This is a genomic window from Paenibacillus sp. CFBP13512, assembly GCF_005233705.1.
Taxonomy (GTDB): Bacteria; Bacillota; Bacilli; order Paenibacillales; family Paenibacillaceae; genus Saccharibacillus; species Saccharibacillus nuruki.
The window spans coordinates 513,375-532,671 of the sequence record NZ_QGAD01000001.1 but is presented as its reverse complement, the minus strand read 5'-3'; the positions used below and the strand labels follow the sequence as shown (position 1 = coordinate 532,671).

Sequence of the window (19,297 nt, the reverse complement as noted above, 5' to 3'; positions counted from 1 at the left end):
ACAGACATGTCTACATATGATAGTGACAAAGAGCAAAGCAGGCAGCAGACGATTGTTCAATGGATTGAAGATGATGGTTGGATGATGGATATTTTGCGCAGTGTACGACATCTGGATCTGCCGGATAGCTGGGTATGTGCAGGATTTGTCCGTTCGAAGATCTGGGATAGGTTACATCAGATTGACTCTCGCACAGTACTTGCTGATATTGATGTAGTCTATTACGATCCCAACCAGCTGGATGAAAATAATGAAAAAGAGTGGGAACGCCAATTATCCTGTATGCAACCAGCAGTGCCGTGGTCAGTCAAAAATGAAGCAAGAATGCATATCGCCAATCGTATTGAGCCTTACACCTCTACAGTAGATGCTATCTCATGCTTTCCCGAAACTGCGACAGCATTAGGAGTACGGTTAGATGAAGATGATCAAGTGATTCTTGTCGCTCCTTGTGGACTTGAAGATGTATTTGAAATGAAGATACGTGTCAATCCACGCTTTCTTCAGACACGCGGAGACGTTCATATTTATCAGCAACGTGTTCAACAAAAAAATTGGCAACACACATGGAATCGTCTAACGATTGTCGATAAGTAGATCATATAAAATAAGGATTCATATCATCCATCGTTACTTATAGAAAATTACTTATAGAAAAAATCAATTAGAAAAGTGGTATAATCAATGTTAGATTATATTTAATAATCTGATGAACATAGTCGGAATAAAGAGGTGACAGAATTGAGTGACATTTATCGTTTGGCAACCGTAGAAGATGCAGAGCGTGTACTTCATATCACATATGAAGCATATGTGACTATTCGTGAATTAGGATTAACGTGGCCAGCAGCTCATGCTGATCTAGCATTAATTGAAGATAATATTACGCACAATAAATGCTATGTACTAGAGCAAGATGGCTTGATCGTAGCGACAGTGACTTTAGCTGATCCTGAACGGGTCAAAGAGTTAACCGCTGAGACGGGCTTACCGTTTATTATGTGGTTCGCAGTGGATCCGAATGTACAAGGAACAGGTGCAGGTAGCAAATTACTCAATTGGGTAGAAGAACATATTATCCGTGATGAAGTAGGCGCGCCTGCGGTTACACTGGGTACTGCGGAGAAACATCCATGGTTACTGCCAATGTATGAACGTAGAGGATATGAAAGTATCCGTTCTAGAGATGCAGGTAAAGGAGAAGGACCGATGCATTTGATGCGTAAAGTGGTTCATCCTGAGCGATTTGAAGCCTATCTTGAAGAGCGGAAGCAAGCAGAGCAACTTGAGCAGACGTCTTCTCAAGGGAAGTAAGAGACACAGCTACAAAAATATGCTTAAATCATAAAAGAGCAACTCTGTTAAGAGTTGCTCTTTGTGTTATAAACCTATGATAACAATACTATTTCATTTAATACATTAAGCTTCATCGAGTACAAGTGGACGAAGATTAGCTTCGATCTGTGCACGATTACCTTCAAGGAAAGGAGGTAAAGACAATGTCTCACCTAATGAATCCATAGATTCGTCGATATCGAATCCCGGTGTATCTGTAGAAAGTTCGAATAAGATCCCATTGGGTTCACGGAAGTAAAGAGCACGGAAATAGTGACGATCGACTTTACCCGAATTAGGAATGCCTAATTTGGATAATTTGTCTGCCCAACGTTCGTACTCGGATTCATCAGGTACACGGAAAGCTACGTGATGCACACCACCACGACCCAAGCGAGCATTCGGAAGATCAGGACGTGTCTCGATATGGACTTCTGCACCTGCTCCGCCTTGACCTGTAGAGTAGACTTCAATATCTGCAAAGTCACCTGCAAGCGAAGGATACGAGCCTGTGTGACGGAATCCCATCACTTCAGTCAAAATCATAATTGTAGAAGCTGGTTTGGCAAGTGTCAATGTGGTAGGTCCAAGTCCAAGAATACCGTATTCAACAGGAACTTCAGTCTGATCCCAAGCTTTGCCGGGAGCAACACCTTGTTCGCCATTATCGGCTACAAGAATAAGACGTGTACCTTCAAAGTCTTGGAACGCTAAAGTATCCCGTCCAGCCCGTTGTTTGATTTCTTCATGAGTAACATTCAATTGATCAAATCGATCAGACCAGTATTGCAACGCTTCTGTATTGGCTACACGTAATGAAGTGGCTGAAATACTAGATACTCCTTGATAGCTAGGTCCGATACCTGGTAGATCAAAGAAAGTTAGTTCGGTACCGGGAGAAGCAACAGCATCCCCATAAAATAAATGATAAGACGTCGTATCGTCTTGATTGACTCCTTTTTTGACCATACGCATACCCATTGTTTTGGTATAGAAATCGTAATTTTTTTCCGCTTTACCTGTCATAATCGAGACGTGATGAATACCTAATAATTCCATAATCGTCAACCTCCTAATATATATATGAATGAATCATAATCGGCTTATATTTAAAATCTTAATATTAAGATAATTATAACATGGACAAAAATAATTACAAGTCATTTCCATGAAAAAAATATAGTAACTATGTAAAAAAGAAATGTATAGACAAAAAAGAACCTTTGAATCGTAGGCAAACAGCCTGTTGATTCAAAGGTTCTACTTGGTCAAAGCATAGAAGAGCTGGTTAGATTAGTGATTGGTTAATCCGCCTGATTCGGCACGAGTCACGACTTTGGTACGGTATTCATCTTGACTCAATCCAATTTTAGGCATGACTTCATTCAGATTCGGAAATTTCGCTAAAATAGTCTTATTGTCGGTACGTAAGTCCATTTTGCTGTAATCGTAGAATCCTGCACCTGTGACCGTAGAGATAAATTGATTACCTTCAACTTTCACATCACCTAATTTGGGAACCACAATATTCGGGGTATTGACCATTACATTGTTATTCATTTTTGTACCATTAGGATATTCAGGATGCCAGTTCGGATCAAGAATACTACTCCATAACGGATGATCGTAACCATACGTTTTCTGTAATGTTGCTCCGTATTCTTTCCAGACACCACTGGTTGGATTCATTTCTCGAAGTTGATCTGCATAGATACTATTCACACCATGAGAATTACTATCGCCCCGTTGATCGACTTGAATCATATTGGAATCGACCACTAGATTGTTATTTGCGATATTGTCATGTCCATTGAGTAAAATACCTTTCGTGGAACCTTGTACAATATTGTAACGATAATTATCACCGCTATCTGCACCATCTGAATAAAATCCATTAGAACGTTTGTTATGGTGAACAAAATTATATTGCAGCACATTACCATACGAAGCCCAATCTTGAGCGGTATAGAATGCTCCGGTATCGCCTTCGATCAACGAAGTGTTGTGTACTTCATTGTACTCAAATGTTAAATTGTTGCTGTACACATAACGGACAGCATCTTTGGGTACATCATGCAGTAAATTATGATCGAATTTGACTCCCACTGAATTACGCACCAGTATCGCTTCGAGGTGAGTAAGATCACCCACATTATGAATATGGTTATTGGTAACGCGGCTATTCGCTGCTGTTAATTTTTTACGGTCGCCAGCATCGTTAATACTGATCCCGAATCCGCCTGTTTCATAAATATCGTTACTCTGGAAAAGATTATTGGTACCATCTACATCCAGAATCCCACCATTACCTAGATTACGAAGTGTGTTACCTGCAATCGTAATATGATCGGTATTTTTCAATTCAATTCCGTTCCCCATACCGCCTTCAACAGTGAACCCTAACATTTCCAAGTTGGAAGCACCGTTGATAGAGACAACCGGGTTTTCTTGATCGGCAATAATAATCGTTTGGCTTTTTAGATTGCCTTTCGGATAATAATAAATTTGCCCATCTTTGAAGTCGAGTGACCATTCACCCGGTACATCGATTTCATCCAGATAATTAATCAATTTCCACTCTTCCGAACCGGAACCGATTCGATAAGGCGCTTTAATTTTGGATGAATACGATGAAGGTGCGAAATACGTGCTGGCTGTCGCTGTTTTGTAGACATCATTTTTTACAGATGAAGAAACGTTGGCTGATTCGGAGTCAGCGGTATGTTCTGTCACAGTAGCATCGGTACCTGTATGTTCCGTTACGCCTGAAGGTAACGATAAGCTGTTTTCCGAGTCCGTCGCTTCGGTCGTTAATTGAGAATCGTCTGTCACATTTTCTTTCAAACTTACTGATCCTGATTCGCCTTGTTCGTTAAACAGCTTATACGATTGAGGCGTAGAATCAGTATCATGCAAAGCATCATCTGCCGCAGGCGCACTTGTCGCAGAAGTAGATGGAGCCACACTAGCTGACTTGGCATCGTCTCCATACGTATTCGCTGTAGCGGATGTAGCAGATGCATAATCAGATACGGTAGCACTCCATTTGGAACCCATACCGCCATCTGGAATATCTTTAAGTGTAATTACATTGTGCTTGGTATCGACAGATTGTACAGAACTGGTCAATGGACTCCAGACCGTTCTCCAAAATCCTTTGAGATAAAGAGCATGACCTTCTGACAAAGACTTCTGCCAGCGTGCTGCACGATTGCTACCATCCAAATCCAATGTGTCCGTTGTATCTCCATTTTCAGGAATACCGCCTTCACCATAATAAAAAGATTTGGCATCCGCTGAACCGTTAGCAGTTGTCCATCCTTTACGATGTCCATCTACCGATTCGGTGATATTCGGCCATTGTGAGATCGGTTGACGAATACCGTTAGAGATCAGATCAATGATTCCCCATTTTTCGGTAAATGAAGTGCCACCTTCAAAATGTCTAATATGCTTCAAGCCCAGCGATTTTACATCTAGCTGGTACAGAGCATTGGCATCTACATCAGGATGAACACGAGCTTTGGCAGCTGCGCTAAGAGGCTTCCAATCTGACGCATTGATACGAATACCATTGGTTAACGTTACTTGTTCTCCCGCATAGGTACGATAGACAATCGGTTTATCAGGCGTACCTGAATCTGCATCTGTAAATTCCAAGTTGGAAAATTCATATTCTCCACCTTTGACCCAGACCGTTACTCCATAATCGGGTAGGGCGCCTTTGAGGCTACGAATCGCATCACGTGCTCTTTCGAGGGTGGCGTATGGTTTCTCTTTTGTGCCATTCCCATCGGTATCGCTTCCGGCAGTATCTACATATAGATTCCAACCGGTTTTTGTCACAGCACCGCTATCAAGATTAATCACTTCTTGATTTCCAACTTTGTCAGCAGATGCATATGGAACTGCTATACCACTACTCAAAGCAAGAATAGCTGCGAGCGATATCATTTTCTGGAACTTCTTCATAAATATAAATTCCCTCCGTTTCTAGATACACTGATGTCGTTGGGATGATGGTTTATCCCTGCTATGGTGTAGATCATTGTTTTAATTAGTTAATCACCCCCTAAAATACATATAATTTGGTAATTTCTTTAGATGCTTTTATATAATAAAATACAGATACATATTTAGCAAAGACTATTTTCATACTTTCTTAATAAAATTTCAATTTATTCATAAATTAGTTTCTTTTTTGTAACCATTTGAGCATACTGGTAGATTGCTTGTCAAGTGTGTCTGACGAAATCTTAATCTATAAAAAGATAACTGATCAATTGCACCGAAGCACAACTGATCAGTCAGTAATATCAATAAAAGTTTGATTTAAGAAGTCGATTGATGATCGGAAAGACCGTCTGAATCTGCACGATTAAAAGGCTGAGTGCGATAATCATCTTTGTACAATCCAATCGTTGGGAAAATAGTATTCAAGTCCGGGAATTTCTCTAGAATCTTCGCATTTTTGGTACGTAGATCCAGTGTAGCTAGGTTATAAAATCCAGCTTTGGATGTGCTGCTCACAGTAGTATTCCCTACGGCTGTTACATCACCTTTTTTCGGTAATTTCACTTGTCCATCTGCACCTACAATAACGTTATGATTAAGCTTGCTGCCGTTTGGATATTGCGGATTCCATTTTTTGTTTAATACGCTACTCCATAGATTGCCTTGCAGTCCGTATTTTTCAGCAAGTTGTTCACCGTATTTTTTCCAAGTTCCGGTTAAAGGTTGTAGTTCACGTAGACGATTTGCATTGTCGCTATTTAGTCCATAATCGAGTTGATTGGAACGATCATTAATTTCAAGCGATTGGACATCAATTAATAGATTGTTCGTTGCTACATTATGATGACCATTTTCAAATAGGAAAGCACGGGAAGTATCTTGAATAATATTATACTGATACGTATTCCCACTGCTACCACTATCAGCATAGAATCCATTGGAGCGCTTGTTATTGTGAATAAAGTTATATCGTAATACATTGCCGTACGAAGACCAATCTTGAGCGGTATAGAAAGCTCCTGTATCGCCTTCGATCAGAGATGTATTATGAACTTCATTGTATTCTAGCAACAGCTTATTGCTAAATACATAACGAACAGCATCTTTGGGAACATCATGTAGTAAATTATGATCTACCCGCACACCGACTGAATCTCGAATAATAATCGCTTCCAGATGAATCAGCTTGCCGATATGATGAATATGATTATTGGTAATGCGAGTATTTGCAGAAGATAAGGTAGCCCGATCACCTGCACTATTCAGACTGATTCCGAAGCTAGCTGTATCATAAATATCGTTACTGCGGAATGTATTATGATGACCATCCACGTCTAAGATACCGCCATTCACATCATGAATTTTGTTGCCTGCTATCGTTATATGATGACTTCGTTTCATTTCAAAACCATTGCCCATATTATTCTGTATCGTAAATCCTTTAAATTGCACATAAGATGTACCATCCATACTGACAATCGGTGAATCTTGATCGCCAATCACGGTCTGCAATTTATGAATGTCAGAAGGTGGATAGTAGTAAATTTTGCCGTCTTTAAAATCAAGCGCCCATTCTCCGGGCGTATCAATTTCTTCTAATAGATTAAGTGCACGGAACTCTTCAGAGCCATCACCGACACGATAAGTAGAAGGTGTACTACTATTATCATTTTGCTCATTCGTTGTTCTCGATAGAGCAGAAGGAGACACGAGAGCACTGAATTTAGAACCCATACCGCCTTGAGGGGTATCTAAAAGCTTGATCGTTTTTTGAGCAGGGTCAATTTGACTGATCTGGATACTGGCTGGACTCCATAGTGTACGCCAGAAACCTTGTAAGTAGATCGCATGTCCTTGTTGAATCGCATTTTGCCAGCGTTTGGAACGATTAGTACCATCTTCATCCAGAATATTTACACTCGATGAACCGGGCTTTTGATAATAAAAAGATTGAGCATTATAGACACTTTGAGCAATCGCCCAACCTGCACGTTGTCCACTAGCAACTTCTGTAGTATTCGGCCAGCGGGAAATAGGTTGCATTTGATTATTTGCAAATAAGTTCAGGATACCCCATTTTTCTGTAAACGAAGTACCACCTTCAAATCCATTAATATGCTTAAACCCTAATTTGCGTACATCCAATTCTACTAACTGCTTGGGATCAATCTTCGGATGAACTCTAGCTTGAGCTTCTTGACTGAGTGGTTGCCAGTCCGTTACTGTTTTGCCTGTAGATAACGTTACTTGTTCTCCAGTGTACGTGCGATATGTAATTGGAGAACTGGCTGTTCCTGAATCTTTTTGATCCAGTTGTAAGCTAGAATCCATCAGATAATTCCCTTGCTTCACCCAGACCGTTATGCCTCCTTGAGGAAGTTTGCCCTGATAGGCACGAATCTTTTTCTGAGCTTGTTTTAAAGTCGCATAAGGACTGTTCTTGCTACCATTTCCAGTCTGATCATTCCCTGTTTTGGCGACATAGATATTCATTCCAGACTCCTTCACAGCACCGCTACTTAACGGATACGAATCGTTTTTCGTATGAAAACTGTAGTATAGTACTCCTAGTAACAAAGCGAATAAAGCGAGCCCCAAAAGGATCATTCGCGAGTTTGATGCTTTCAAGCGACCACCTCCTTATAATATATGTTTGGGTATAGATTGAGTTGGCATTAGTATAGGTAGAACAAAGGACTACTGTCAAACAGCACTTGGTTTGAGCAATACACTCATGGTAATAAAAAAGTAATGTTTACCAAACCAAATAGCTTACCTTTCTTATCCATAGGCTATGTTACAGTAGAAAGAACTATACCATACGCTCGTGTTATACCTTAGATGTAAGTATACTAAATAATTAACTATCTTAGAAAGGTGGAACAATAATGGAAGAAAAAGAAAAAGTATATCATACTGCTGTTGAAGTCACGTTAGAAGTGATCGGTGGTAAATGGAAACCTGTGATCTTATTCCATCTTACATTTGGTAAAAAACGCACCAGTGAACTTAAAAAGTTAATTCCAGCAATTACGCAAAAAATGCTAACCCAGCAATTACGTGAATTAGAAGAAGCAGGCACCGTATTGCGAACTTCTTATCATGTTGTGCCACCCAAAGTTGAATATGAATTAACCCCATACGGAACGACTCTAACAGAGTTACTTCATATGATGTGCAAATGGGGAGAAGTGCATGTGAATAAACACTATGGCGATCAAGCGCGTATTTTATCGTCTCCTCCTCAAGTGATGTAAATCAATAAAAGCCGAACCTTTGTCTTACCTAAGGTCGGCTTTTATTGATTTATCGATACAAACGACAGAAGATCAGGCGATAATCTTACGCTTGCGGAAATCCTCAAAAATAGTGATAAACATTTCTTCGGTATCGACATACTCATGAAAGCCAAGACGACGTGCTTTACTACCGTCTGCAAAAAAATCATAATCCCACGAAAATACAAAATCACCAAAAGCCCATGAAGACACCTCTGCATAAGTATATGCTGTTAATCCATACCTACTAACGATCGAATCCCATAGAGCTTCTTTATCTTTCATCATATCGTTTAAGTTCATCGACAAAGGCGGAGCCGGTTCCATATCAAAATAATGAGCAATCTTAGGCCATAAGGATTCCCACCGAAATACATCTCCGTTATTGATATTCAGCGCCTGATTAGCACATGCAGGCGTTGTTGCTGCCCATACGGTTGCTTTGGCGAGTAAACCTGCATCAGTCATTTCTAAAATGCTATGGTAAGCTCCTCGCTTGCCAGGGAAGCGTAAAGGGATTTGCAGTTCTTTAGAAATCGTCGCATAGATCGCAATCACCATAGCTAGATTCATCGGATTACCCACTGAAAATCCGCATACCACAGAAGGTCGAAGAGCAGACCATGTCCAATCTTTACCTTGTTGTTGCTGCACTAGATAATCCTGTTGTGCCATATTGAATTCAGGTGGCATCGGCTTCGCATCTGTTTCACGGGCAGGGGTTGGAAATGCACCCAGATGGGCACCGTATACTTTGTAGCCTTGCATCAGACTGATATGTTCAAGTTGAGGAGAAGTGGCTTCTACACTTTCTACAATATGAATCAGCATATTCAGATTAGGTTCTACTAATTCTGCCCATGTTGGACGATCTTGATAAGCCGCATAAAAAATATGTGTGATCGTGGGAAATGATGCTAAAACATGTTCAACTTCGCTTCGCTGTAAAAGGTCTACCGATACAAAAGTCACACGATCTGTTGAAATACCGCCTCTACGGGATAGCCCTATAATATCCCAATCAGGGAGTGTAATTAAGTGGTCAATCAGATTACTACCTATAACTCCGTTGGCTCCAACAACCAGAGCGACTTTACGAGAATGATTGATCGATGTATTCATCTTGAGCTCTCCTTTAATCATGATAGGTTACATGATTAGCTTGCAGCATAATAGAAGAGATGAGAAGTACGCACTTTGAAGTGCGATAGGTACTTCAAAGTGCTCTAGCAGTATAAAAGCACACAGAGAAGGCAGTCAAAATGCCCATTCTGTGTGCTTTGGATACATGATAGTAGTGATTAGAAAAGAAAAGATTTATACTGTTTCTTCCCATATTTTTGCTTGATATTCTTTTACTTGCTCTTCAGATGGTTTTGGATACACATTGCGGAAAGGATGGTGCTTCGCGTCAATGACTTCCACCATTTTGTCGATCATATCTTGAGGATCGAACTGTTGAGCTAGCATTTTTTCACCTTTTAACAAATCAGCACGTTTGGTGAAGTTGGTTTTCTCATCATACCATTTTTCTTTTTGTTCAAACATATTATCGTTAAATCCTGTTTTGTAAGGACCAGGATTGATTGTAGCGACTTGAATTCCGAACTCTTTCAGTTCTTCTTTAAGCGCTTGAGCCATCGCTTCTACAGCATGTTTGGAAGCGCAATATGCACCAAGATAAGGAGTCACACTTAGTCCAGCGATAGAGCTGACAAAAATGATTTTACCTTTCTTTTTAGCGACAAATTGGCGAGCGACAATCTGTACCATTTCTAATGAGTTAAAAACGTTGGTATCGAAAATTTGACGGATATTATCGACTGGAATCTCAGCAAGTGGGCCACCTTCACCAATACCTGCATTCGCTACATATACGTCAAAATCATATTTTTCCAATTGAATACGATCAAGTGGTTTATTTACATCTAATTTGAGTACTTCAATATCGAGTCCTTGAGCTTTGGCTTCTTCTCGAAGCTCTGTCACTTGAGGAATAATTTCTACGGAAGCAATCACTTTATGTCCTTTTTTGGCAAGACCTAATGCAGCACCTTTACCAAGTCCACTACCAGCACCTGTAATAAAAATTGTTTTTTTACCTAACATGATGAATTCCTCCTGTATGTTCTGTATCGTCTTCGTGTCGTTCGGATTCATAGTGCATTTACCCGTTCGCTTGGATAACTAATCAAATGGGTTCATGTCATGCACAAGTATAGCTAGAGCTAAACACAACAAAAAACCGAACTTCTTTACAAAAGAAGTTCGGCTGTATCTTGGCCATTTAACTTAATGATTGGTGAATCCGCCTGTCTCTGCACGAGTTACCACACGGATACGGTACATATCTTGTTGCAATCCGATTTGAGGGAAAATACTATTCAAATTCGGGAATTTCTCAAGAATTTGTCTGTTGTTAGTACGCAAGTCCATTTGACCGTAATTGAAGAAGCTTGCATCTGCTACTTTAGACAGAATATTATTTTTTTCAACAGTGATATTTCCAAGTTTGGGTTTGATAATACTATTGACTTGAACGAATGCATTATCTACTAATTTGGAACCATTAGAGTACTCTGGATGCCAGTTAGCATTTAGGATATCTGTCCATAAGTTATCTGTGTAACCATAACGTGTTTTGAGCTCACTTGCAAAGCCTGCCCAGACACCGGATGAAGGATTTTTAGCACGCAATCCATCTGCAAAGCTACTGCCGACTCCATAACTTTTCGTCATAATCGCATTTGCTACCACATCAGTTGTGAGTACATCACTACGATTTTCGATCTGTACTTTGGAAGAAGCAACCACGACATTGTTACGACCAATATTATGATGACCGTTAAATTGGAATGCACGATCAGAGCCTTGAATAATATTGTTGTAGAAGTTATCGCCTGCATCGCCGCCATCCACATAGAATCCGTTGGCACGTACATTGTTATGAATAAAGTTGTAACGAAGATCATTTCCGTATGAAGTCCAGTCTTGAGCCGTATAGAAAGCTCCTGTATCACTTTCAACTAGAGCAGCATTATGAATTTCATTAAATTCAAAGGTTAGATTTGTACTGCTTACATAACGAATACCATCTTTGGGAACATCATGGATCAAGTTATGATCGACCCATACATTATTGGAATCCCGTACGATAATACCTGCAAGGTGAGAAAGTAGACCAGTATGATGAATATGATTATTGGTTACACGTGTATTGGATTTGGTAAATGTCGTTGTGCGATCACCTGCATAACCAAGACTTATTCCGAATTCACCTGTATCGTAAATATCATTACTTTTGATCAAATTGTAACTGCCATAGTAATCGACAATACCGCCACCACTTACGTTTAAGATCGTATTACCTGCAATTGTAATATGGTGTGTTTTTTGCATTTCAATCCCGTTACTCATGCTATCTTCTAATTGGAAGCCTAGCAATTGAAGGTAGGACGTCGCATACATTTTGATGATAGGTGTAGCATTATCAGCGATTTCTACATCTTTTGTTTTGATATCGCCATCAGGGTAGTAGTACACTTTGCCATCTTTGAAATCAAGTGCCCATTCGCCAGGAACATCAATCTCATCTAGATAGTTCACTGCACGCCATTCTTCTGTTCCATCACCTGTACGGTAAACAGGGTTAGAGTTAGCAATATCTTTACTCCATTTGGAACCCATACCGCCTGTAGGGGTGTCTAACAAAGAAATACTGCCTTCTGCATTATCAATACTTTGTACTTTGCTTGTCACAGGGCTCCAGACCGTTCTCCAGAAGCCTTGAAGGTAGAGAGCATGTCCTGCATTTACAGAAGCAGCCCAACGCTCGGAACGATTGGTTCCATCTGCATTTAATTCATCATCAGTCTTACCATCTGTCGGGATTCCATTTTCACCGTAGTAAAAAGATTTAGCATCTGCGGAACCGTTAGCTGTTGTCCAACCAGCCCGTTTGGAACCAGCCATTTCGCCTGGATTCGGCCATTGTGAGATCGGTTGACGTTCATGATCGACAATCAGATCAATAATGCCCCATTTATCGGAGAATGAATTGCCTCCAGGAAAGCTGTTAATATTGGTAAGCCCTAAAGCTTTTACATCCAGTTCAACTAGCTTGCTTGCACTAACTTTTGGATTAACTCTGGATTGTGCTTCACTATTTAAAGGTTTCCAAAGTGTAGGATCAACAGATGTACCGTTAGAAAGAATAACTTTCTCTCCAGGATAGGTACGATAAACGATTGATTTACCAGGTGCTCCAGAATCAGAAGCATTCATATCCATTGTAGAAGTGAATTTGTATGTGCCGCCCTTGACCCATACTGTAATTCCTCCAACAGGTAAAACTCCTTTTTTAGCACGAATCGCATTTCTAGCTTCGATCAGTGTTTTGAAGGGAGCATCTTTTGTCCCTGTTCCAGCAGTTGCTACAGAACCATCTACATAGATATTGAGACCTGTATTGGTCGTTGCTCCACTACTTAGGGTAACAACAGTTCCATTTACGGTACGATCTGCAAAAGCGGAACTTGGTGATAACAAAGTACTTACAACTAGTGTAGTTATCACCATTAACATGGCTAACGGTGTCTTTCTGAACATTATAAAACATCCTTTCATACTGTAATATGGTTTACCTATAGTTGTATTAGAATTGGATATTTGGTTTTATAATTATCGAATTAGGCTCACTAGTTACTTTGTCGGATACTTTTGCCCATTTTGTAATGGTTATAGATAAATTTGGTTAATTTAAGTGAAAAATCGACTTTTTTTGATAAAAGAGGGGATAATTAAGATATTTAGTTACTAATTATCCCCGAAATAAAAGTTATTTTTATGAATCATTAGTAGGAGGAGTAAAAGGGGTAGACCTACTGTATTCATAAAAAGTTCACAATAATATGGAAATTCCTATTCATTTTAATGATTACTCATTCCGCCTGATGCTGATCTAGAAACGACTTGCACTCTATACTCATCTTGAGATAATCCGATCTGTGGGAAAATCGTATTTAAATCTGTAAATTTGCTCAGAATACTTGCATTATTGGTACGATAATCCATTGTGTTAGCATTATAAAATTGAGCGTCCGCGATCGTATTTAGAATCACATTGTTCGCTACAGTAAAAGATCCTTTTTTAGGTGTAGTGACTGCGCCTGTTTGTACAAATACATTATTGGAAATCGAAGAACCGTTTGGATATTCTGGATGCCATTCAGGGTTAAGAATATCTGCCCATAGATTGGTAGTGTAGCCATAAGTTGCTTTCAAATCTTTACCGTACTGTAGCCATGCGCCAGAAGTTGGATTTTTGCTAATCAAATTCTGAGCATACGTGCTTGTAGCGGTATATCCACGTGTAATACCACGATCATCAATTTGTCCTGCTGCTCTAGAAGCGATAATCAGGTTATTTTGCGCTAGATTATCGTGTCCACCGCCCATGATAAAAGCGATTTGAGATTGTTGAATAATATTTTTGCTGACAATATCACCGCTATCTCCATCATCAAAATAGAATCCATGAGACCGTTTGTTATGATGAATAAAGTTATAACGGAGTACATTTCCATAAGAAGTCCAGTCTTGTGGTGTGTAAAAAGCACCGGAATCACTTTCAACTAAAGACGTATTATGAATTTCGTTATACTCAAACAACAAGTTGTTATCTGAAGTATACTTAACTGCCGCTTTGGGTGTATCATGAATAAGATTATGATCGACTTTAATCCCTACAGATTCGCGTATCACGATACCTTCAAGACTAATCAATGTGCCGATATTTGAAATATGATTGTTATTGATTCTAGAATTGGATGCTGTCAAAGTAGTACGATCTCCTGAGTACCCCATAGAGATGCCAGCAGCTCCAATTTCAAATATATCATTACTTTGGATCAGATTGTTATTGCCGTAGTAATCAACAATACCTGTGCCTGTTACATAACAGACTGTATTTCCAGCAAGCTTCATATGATGAGAACGTTGCATCTCGATGCCGTTACCCATACCACCTTCAACCGTAAATCCAAGCCATTGAATATAAGAAGCGTCACTCATTTTGATAATAGATGCTTTGTTATCCGATAAGGTAATCATCTGTTTAGTAAGATCACCTGTAGGATAGTAATAAATTTTGCCGTCTTTAAAATCAAGTGCCCATTCCCCAGGAACATCGATTTCATCTAAATAATTAATAGCTTTCCATTCTTCTTTTCCTGTGCCAACTCTATAGCTCACACTTGTATCTGGAATAAAAGGTTCATCGTTAGCCAATCCATAGACACTAGCAGTCACATTGAAGAGGTTCACATTAGCACTTGGAACAGAAAATGCTGGAGTATACACATCTTTTTGTACTGAAGCAGAAGACATTAGATTAGGACGATAAACATTCATACTGACCGTTGAACTTTTGAGTGTGTTGGTTGTAACAACCGTTTTGCTAAATTTATCGCCCATACCGCCACTTGGAATATCGTATAGAGAAATAATATGATCGTTAGGGTAGATAGCGCCTACTTTACTCGTTACAGGGCTCCAAGCTGTTCTCCAGAATCCTTTGAGATACAGGTCATGCCCTTTAGCCATGGAAGCTTTCCAGCGCTGAATACGATTGGTACCGTCTTGATTGACTTCATCGTCTGTAATTCCGTTCTCTGGAATACCGCCTTCACCATAATAAAAGGATTTGGAATCTGCGGATCCATTCATAGTGACCCAACCTGCACGATTTGATGCGATATTTTGATTTTCATTCGGCCATTGAGAGATCGGTTGTCTAATACCATCTACAATCAGATCAACAATACCCCATTGTTCTGTAAATGTTGTACCTCCTGCAAAGCCAGCAATATTCTGTATATTGAGCGAAGCTACATCTAGCTCGCGTAGTTTACTTGGTTGAATAGAAGGATTAACACGTGCCGCTGCATCTGCACTTAAAGGTTGCCATGATGTAGGATCAATGCCTTTACCTGTTGTTAAGGTAACCGTCTCTCCCGGGTACGTGCGATAAATAACAGGTTTATCGGGTGTTCCTGAATCTTGAGCATTGAGATCGAATGTTGTAGCTAGATTATATGTTCCGCCTTTGACCCAGACGGTAACACCACCTGCTGGTAAATTGCCTTTGTAAGCACGAATCGTTGATCTAGCTTTGAATAATGATTTGAAAGGTGCTAATTTAGTGCCTGTCCCTGTTGTATCATTTCCTGTTGGATCGACGTATAGATTAACGTTAGTTGCAACCGTGTTACCACTACTAAGCATTTGATTTGTTGCAGCATAACTGGTTTGCCCTGTTGGTAGAAGAGTAATCATAAGACTCAGTGAAAGTATCCATGCTACCCATTTCGTAGTTGTTACCATTATATTTTCCTCCTAAATATCCTGAATGCTATTGTTATCAAATAAATGATGAACGAATAGATGTACTCTAAGATGGCTAACTGTAGCTGTTTTCTTATAATTGAGTAGGGTTATTAGGTCAGATATAGTATTGGATTAATCCGTGATCTCAACTTTCGATATACTCGTATTAGAAAGAAGATCAAGGAAAGCAAAATGTAATGAAGTAGGGATAACGTAAACAAGTAGGTTAAGTAGTAGAATAAAGAGTGGGAAGAAGTAGAAGAGATAGATAGAAGAATAAATTGAAAGTGTTGGTGTTTCTTTAGCCACCCTCAGTATAGTATATGTTCCAACAACTGATAACCGCCTTAATGTCTCATTCTTGAAGGTATCTATTGCGATAGAAAATCAAATTATATTAGTATGTCCTTCCTATTCAGTCAGCAAGCAATAGCCCCGATAGCTATATAGGACATAAGAAAATAGCCAAAAGTCTCAGATCAATGTCTGAAGCATTTGGCTATTTGGATTGAGAAGGTATTCTTTTAACCTAAATAGGATCTATCAATCAGAAGAGGAGGTAGAGATAACCTCTCCTTTTTGCAATCCAATCTGTGGATAAATGGTATTGATATTTGGAAAGATAGCCAAAATCGTAGGATTTTGAGTGTAGAATCCATTTGTTGTATTCGGATTCAGTCCAGCCGATTGAGTATTTGTGATTCTTGGGTTGTTTTGGATAATAACAGCCCCTTTTTTAGGAATAACCAGTGTACCCGATTGAACAATAGCATTATCTTTGAAATGAGTCCCATTTGGGTATTCAGGATGCCATTTTGGATTCAACATGTTTTTCCATAGATTCGTATCATATCCATACGTATCTGCCAACACACGACCATACTCTTTCCAAGGCCCGGTAGAAGGGTTCTTAGCAATTAATTGTTCCGCATGGGTACTGTCTGCTGTATATTTGCGTGCAATACCGCGATCATCAATCTGAATACCAGATGTGGCATTAATAATCAGATTTCCTGTAGCTCGATTATGATGACCTCCGCCAAACAGAAATGCTTTGGATACTCCTGAGACAATATTGTTGGTAAATGTATCTCCGCTATCCCCGTCATCTGCATAGAATCCATTTGCCCGCGGGCTATCATGTACATAGTTATAACGTAATACATTACCGTATGAAGTCCAGTCTTGAGCGGTATAGAAAGCTCCTGCATCTCCATCTTCAAGCGAGATATGATGAAGCTCATTATATTCGAAAAGCAGATCATTATTATACACATAGCGTATACCATGCTTAGGCACATCATGGATTAGATTATGATTGATCGTCATTCCGATCGACTGCGTAATAATTAATCCTTCCAAAGCAATCAGTGTACCTGTGTTATGAATATGATTGTTGGTGATCCATGAATCAGCAGGGGTCAATGTATCTCGATTCCCTGCATATCCAATACTGATCCCAAAACTTCCTGTTTCATAGATGGTATTATTTTGTATCCGATTGTCATGACCATAATAATCGAGAATTCCACCACCACCGATATTACGAATCGTATTGTTATCCAGTGAAATATGATGAGAACTTTGCATCTCGATACCGTTATTTAAACCACCTTCAATCGTCAGACCGACAAAGTTTAGATACGAAGCATTATTTAATTTGATAATAGGGCCTGTACGATCGGCAATAATAATATTCTGTTTGTTGATATCGCCGTCAGGATAATAATAGATTTTCTGATCTTTAAAATCCAAAGCCCATTCTCCCGGCGTATCAATCTCATCCAACAGGTTCAGTGCTTGCCATTCTTCGGTTCCTGTTCCCACCCGATACACTTGATATGTAACAGAAGTAGCAGTTAGCAACGGCTCAGGAAACAGGGGCGCATGATAAACGTCATCGGTTACATAGACATCTTGCGTAACATACGTATCCCCGTGAATAGTCACAGGAGACTGAGCTGGCAGGGGAGTAGAGATAGTTGTAGATGTAGTTGTCCCTGTCCCTGTAGAATCAGCTACAGGAGCATCTTTACTCCATTTAGAACCCATTCCGCCTTCTGGAATATCGACTAGACGAATCGTATGGCGTGTGTTATCAATACTTTCTACTTTGCTAGTAACAGGGTCAAAATCAGTACGCCAGAATCCTTTGAGATACAGATCATGACCTTGTTCGATAGATCGTTGCCAGCGTGCAGTACGATCGGTCTGATCGGCATTCACTTCATCTGTGGTTATTCCATCTTTTGGTTGTCCACCTTCACCGTAATAAAAAGATTGAGGATCAGCCGAACCATTCATCGTTACCCAGCCCACCCGATTTTTGCCTATTTTTTGCTGAGGATTAGGCCATTGAGAGATCGGTTCTCGTACGCCATCTACAATCAGATCGACAATACCCCATTCTTTTGTAAACGAAGTCCCTCCCGGGAACCCAGACGTATTTTTGAGTCCTAACGATTGTACATCCAATTCGACTAATTGATCAGCATAGACCGCCGGATGAACACGAGCTGCCGCTTCAGAATTAAGCGGTTTCCAACGTGTGGGATCAATTGTTTTGGCAGTCGTAATCACTGCTTGTTCATTAGGATAGTTGCGATATGTCACTGGTCTGTCGGCTGAACCTGAATCCAGTTCATTTAATTCTAAGGTAGAAGACAATTCATATTCGCCTTCTCGCAACCAGATTGTTGTTCCGCCAGCCGGTCGTTCAGCATACGTATCCCGCAAAACAGAGCGAACTTTGGGAAGGGTACGATAAGGAGCCTGTAGAGTCCCTGATCCTAAGAAGTCACTACCTTTAGGAGACACATATACATTTTGAGTTACTGTAGACAGATTGGACAGAGTCGATTCGCTGTTAGATGCAGAACTTTCTTCCGCAGTGACAGGTACCGAGTAGATAAACGAACTTAGAGGCATCAAAAATACAGTCAATAACATCAGATTTTTAGACCATTTTTGGTACAGTACAGTCTTTAAATTCATTAGTTCTCTCCTTTTATCTATCTATTTTGTTGCTTATTATAAATGGTATATCACTAGATTACATGTGCCGATAGGGTTAAACCGTTCGTTTGCAAAGTCTCATTTATGCACTGAAAATGGCGAGTGATGTAGATTAAGCGAAGAAAAAGTCGGGAAGAATTTGTAGTTATTTAGTATATAAATCACTTTGAAAAGAAGGAAATGTATAAAAAAATCCGGTTACTTTTCTCCTATTAAGAGATCTGGCAACCGGAAATTTACGTATCATTAAAGTGAAAACATAGGAATAA

The 19,297-nt window shown here is 39.7% G+C and carries 11 protein-coding genes; 3 read left to right on the top strand and 8 right to left on the bottom strand.

Translation table 11 applies throughout. From position 1 onward, the window contains the following. Nucleotides 1–6: 6 nt before the first annotated feature. Together PaeCFBP13512_RS02310 and PaeCFBP13512_RS02305 are read left to right on the top strand one after the other, a co-directional pair. Complete coding sequence (locus PaeCFBP13512_RS02310; RefSeq protein ID WP_137220810.1) at nt 7–597, top strand: nucleotidyltransferase family protein; 591 nt, start codon at nt 7–9, stop codon at nt 595–597. Nucleotides 598–741: 144 nt separating this feature from the next. Continuing rightward, nucleotides 742–1,314 (top strand): GNAT family N-acetyltransferase, encoded by a 573-nt coding sequence (locus PaeCFBP13512_RS02305; RefSeq protein ID WP_137220808.1) that lies wholly within the window; start codon nt 742–744, stop codon nt 1,312–1,314. Between the two features lie 105 nt (nt 1,315–1,419). Here the strand turns inward: PaeCFBP13512_RS02305 and PaeCFBP13512_RS02300 are convergent, their stop codons facing one another. The 3 genes from PaeCFBP13512_RS02300 to PaeCFBP13512_RS02290 all read right to left on the bottom strand — a co-directional run bounded on the left by PaeCFBP13512_RS02300 (nt 1,420) and on the right by PaeCFBP13512_RS02290 (nt 7,977). Beyond that, nucleotides 1,420–2,394, bottom strand: a complete 975-nt coding sequence (locus tag PaeCFBP13512_RS02300; protein WP_069329885.1) for a ring-cleaving dioxygenase — start codon at nt 2,392–2,394, stop codon at nt 1,420–1,422. A 234-nt stretch (nt 2,395–2,628) separates the two neighbouring features. Next, nucleotides 2,629–5,307, bottom strand: coding sequence for a right-handed parallel beta-helix repeat-containing protein (locus PaeCFBP13512_RS02295; protein WP_069329884.1), 2,679 nt, complete (start codon nt 5,305–5,307; stop codon nt 2,629–2,631). Nucleotides 5,308–5,667: 360 nt separating this feature from the next. Next, nucleotides 5,668–7,977 (bottom strand): right-handed parallel beta-helix repeat-containing protein, encoded by a 2,310-nt coding sequence (locus tag PaeCFBP13512_RS02290; protein WP_241669246.1) that lies wholly within the window; start codon nt 7,975–7,977, stop codon nt 5,668–5,670. Nucleotides 7,978–8,237: 260 nt separating this feature from the next. On the opposite strand from PaeCFBP13512_RS02290, the gene PaeCFBP13512_RS02285 reads away from it, so the two are divergent. Beyond that, nucleotides 8,238–8,606, top strand: a complete 369-nt coding sequence (locus tag PaeCFBP13512_RS02285) for a winged helix-turn-helix transcriptional regulator (RefSeq protein WP_069329882.1) — start codon at nt 8,238–8,240, stop codon at nt 8,604–8,606. 72 nt (nt 8,607–8,678) lie between these two features. Here PaeCFBP13512_RS02285 and PaeCFBP13512_RS02280 read toward each other — a convergent pair whose 3' ends face one another. From PaeCFBP13512_RS02280 to PaeCFBP13512_RS02260, 5 genes are all read right to left on the bottom strand, one after another. Beyond that, a complete protein-coding gene (locus PaeCFBP13512_RS02280; RefSeq protein WP_137220806.1) occupies nt 8,679–9,749 on the bottom strand; it encodes an SDR family oxidoreductase in 1,071 nt (356 codons plus the stop codon). Nucleotides 9,750–9,944: 195 nt separating this feature from the next. Next, a complete protein-coding gene (locus PaeCFBP13512_RS02275; RefSeq protein WP_069329880.1) occupies nt 9,945–10,736 on the bottom strand; it encodes an SDR family oxidoreductase in 792 nt (263 codons plus the stop codon). A 183-nt stretch (nt 10,737–10,919) separates the two neighbouring features. Further along, the gene (locus tag PaeCFBP13512_RS02270) at nt 10,920–13,235 is read right to left on the bottom strand and encodes a right-handed parallel beta-helix repeat-containing protein (protein ID WP_069329879.1); all 2,316 of its coding nucleotides are present in this window, start codon (nt 13,233–13,235) and stop codon (nt 10,920–10,922) included. Nucleotides 13,236–13,556: 321 nt separating this feature from the next. Next, a complete protein-coding gene (locus tag PaeCFBP13512_RS02265) occupies nt 13,557–16,010 on the bottom strand; it encodes a right-handed parallel beta-helix repeat-containing protein (RefSeq protein ID WP_137220804.1) in 2,454 nt (817 codons plus the stop codon). A 546-nt stretch (nt 16,011–16,556) separates the two neighbouring features. Then, entirely contained in the window at nt 16,557–19,007 is a 2,451-nt protein-coding gene (locus PaeCFBP13512_RS02260; protein WP_137220802.1) for a right-handed parallel beta-helix repeat-containing protein, read from the bottom strand. Nucleotides 19,008–19,297 lie beyond the last annotated feature (290 nt).

Excerpts from the sequence above, each read along its gene's own strand:
- PaeCFBP13512_RS02260 (WP_137220802.1), bottom strand. The coding sequence starts at position 19,007 with ATGAATTTAAAGACTGTACTGTACCAAAAATGGTCTAAAAATCTGATG.
- PaeCFBP13512_RS02270 (WP_069329879.1), bottom strand. The coding sequence starts at position 13,235 with ATGTTCAGAAAGACACCGTTAGCCATGTTAATGGTGATAACTACACTA.
- PaeCFBP13512_RS02300 (WP_069329885.1), bottom strand. The coding sequence starts at position 2,394 with ATGGAATTATTAGGTATTCATCACGTCTCGATTATGACAGGTAAAGCG.
- PaeCFBP13512_RS02275 (WP_069329880.1), bottom strand. The coding sequence starts at position 10,736 with ATGTTAGGTAAAAAAACAATTTTTATTACAGGTGCTGGTAGTGGACTT.
- PaeCFBP13512_RS02295 (WP_069329884.1), bottom strand. The coding sequence starts at position 5,307 with ATGAAGAAGTTCCAGAAAATGATATCGCTCGCAGCTATTCTTGCTTTG.
- PaeCFBP13512_RS02265 (WP_137220804.1), bottom strand. The coding sequence starts at position 16,010 with ATGGTAACAACTACGAAATGGGTAGCATGGATACTTTCACTGAGTCTT.
- PaeCFBP13512_RS02280 (WP_137220806.1), bottom strand. The coding sequence starts at position 9,749 with ATGAATACATCGATCAATCATTCTCGTAAAGTCGCTCTGGTTGTTGGA.
- PaeCFBP13512_RS02285 (WP_069329882.1), top strand. The coding sequence starts at position 8,238 with ATGGAAGAAAAAGAAAAAGTATATCATACTGCTGTTGAAGTCACGTTA.
- PaeCFBP13512_RS02310 (WP_137220810.1), top strand. The coding sequence starts at position 7 with ATGTCTACATATGATAGTGACAAAGAGCAAAGCAGGCAGCAGACGATT.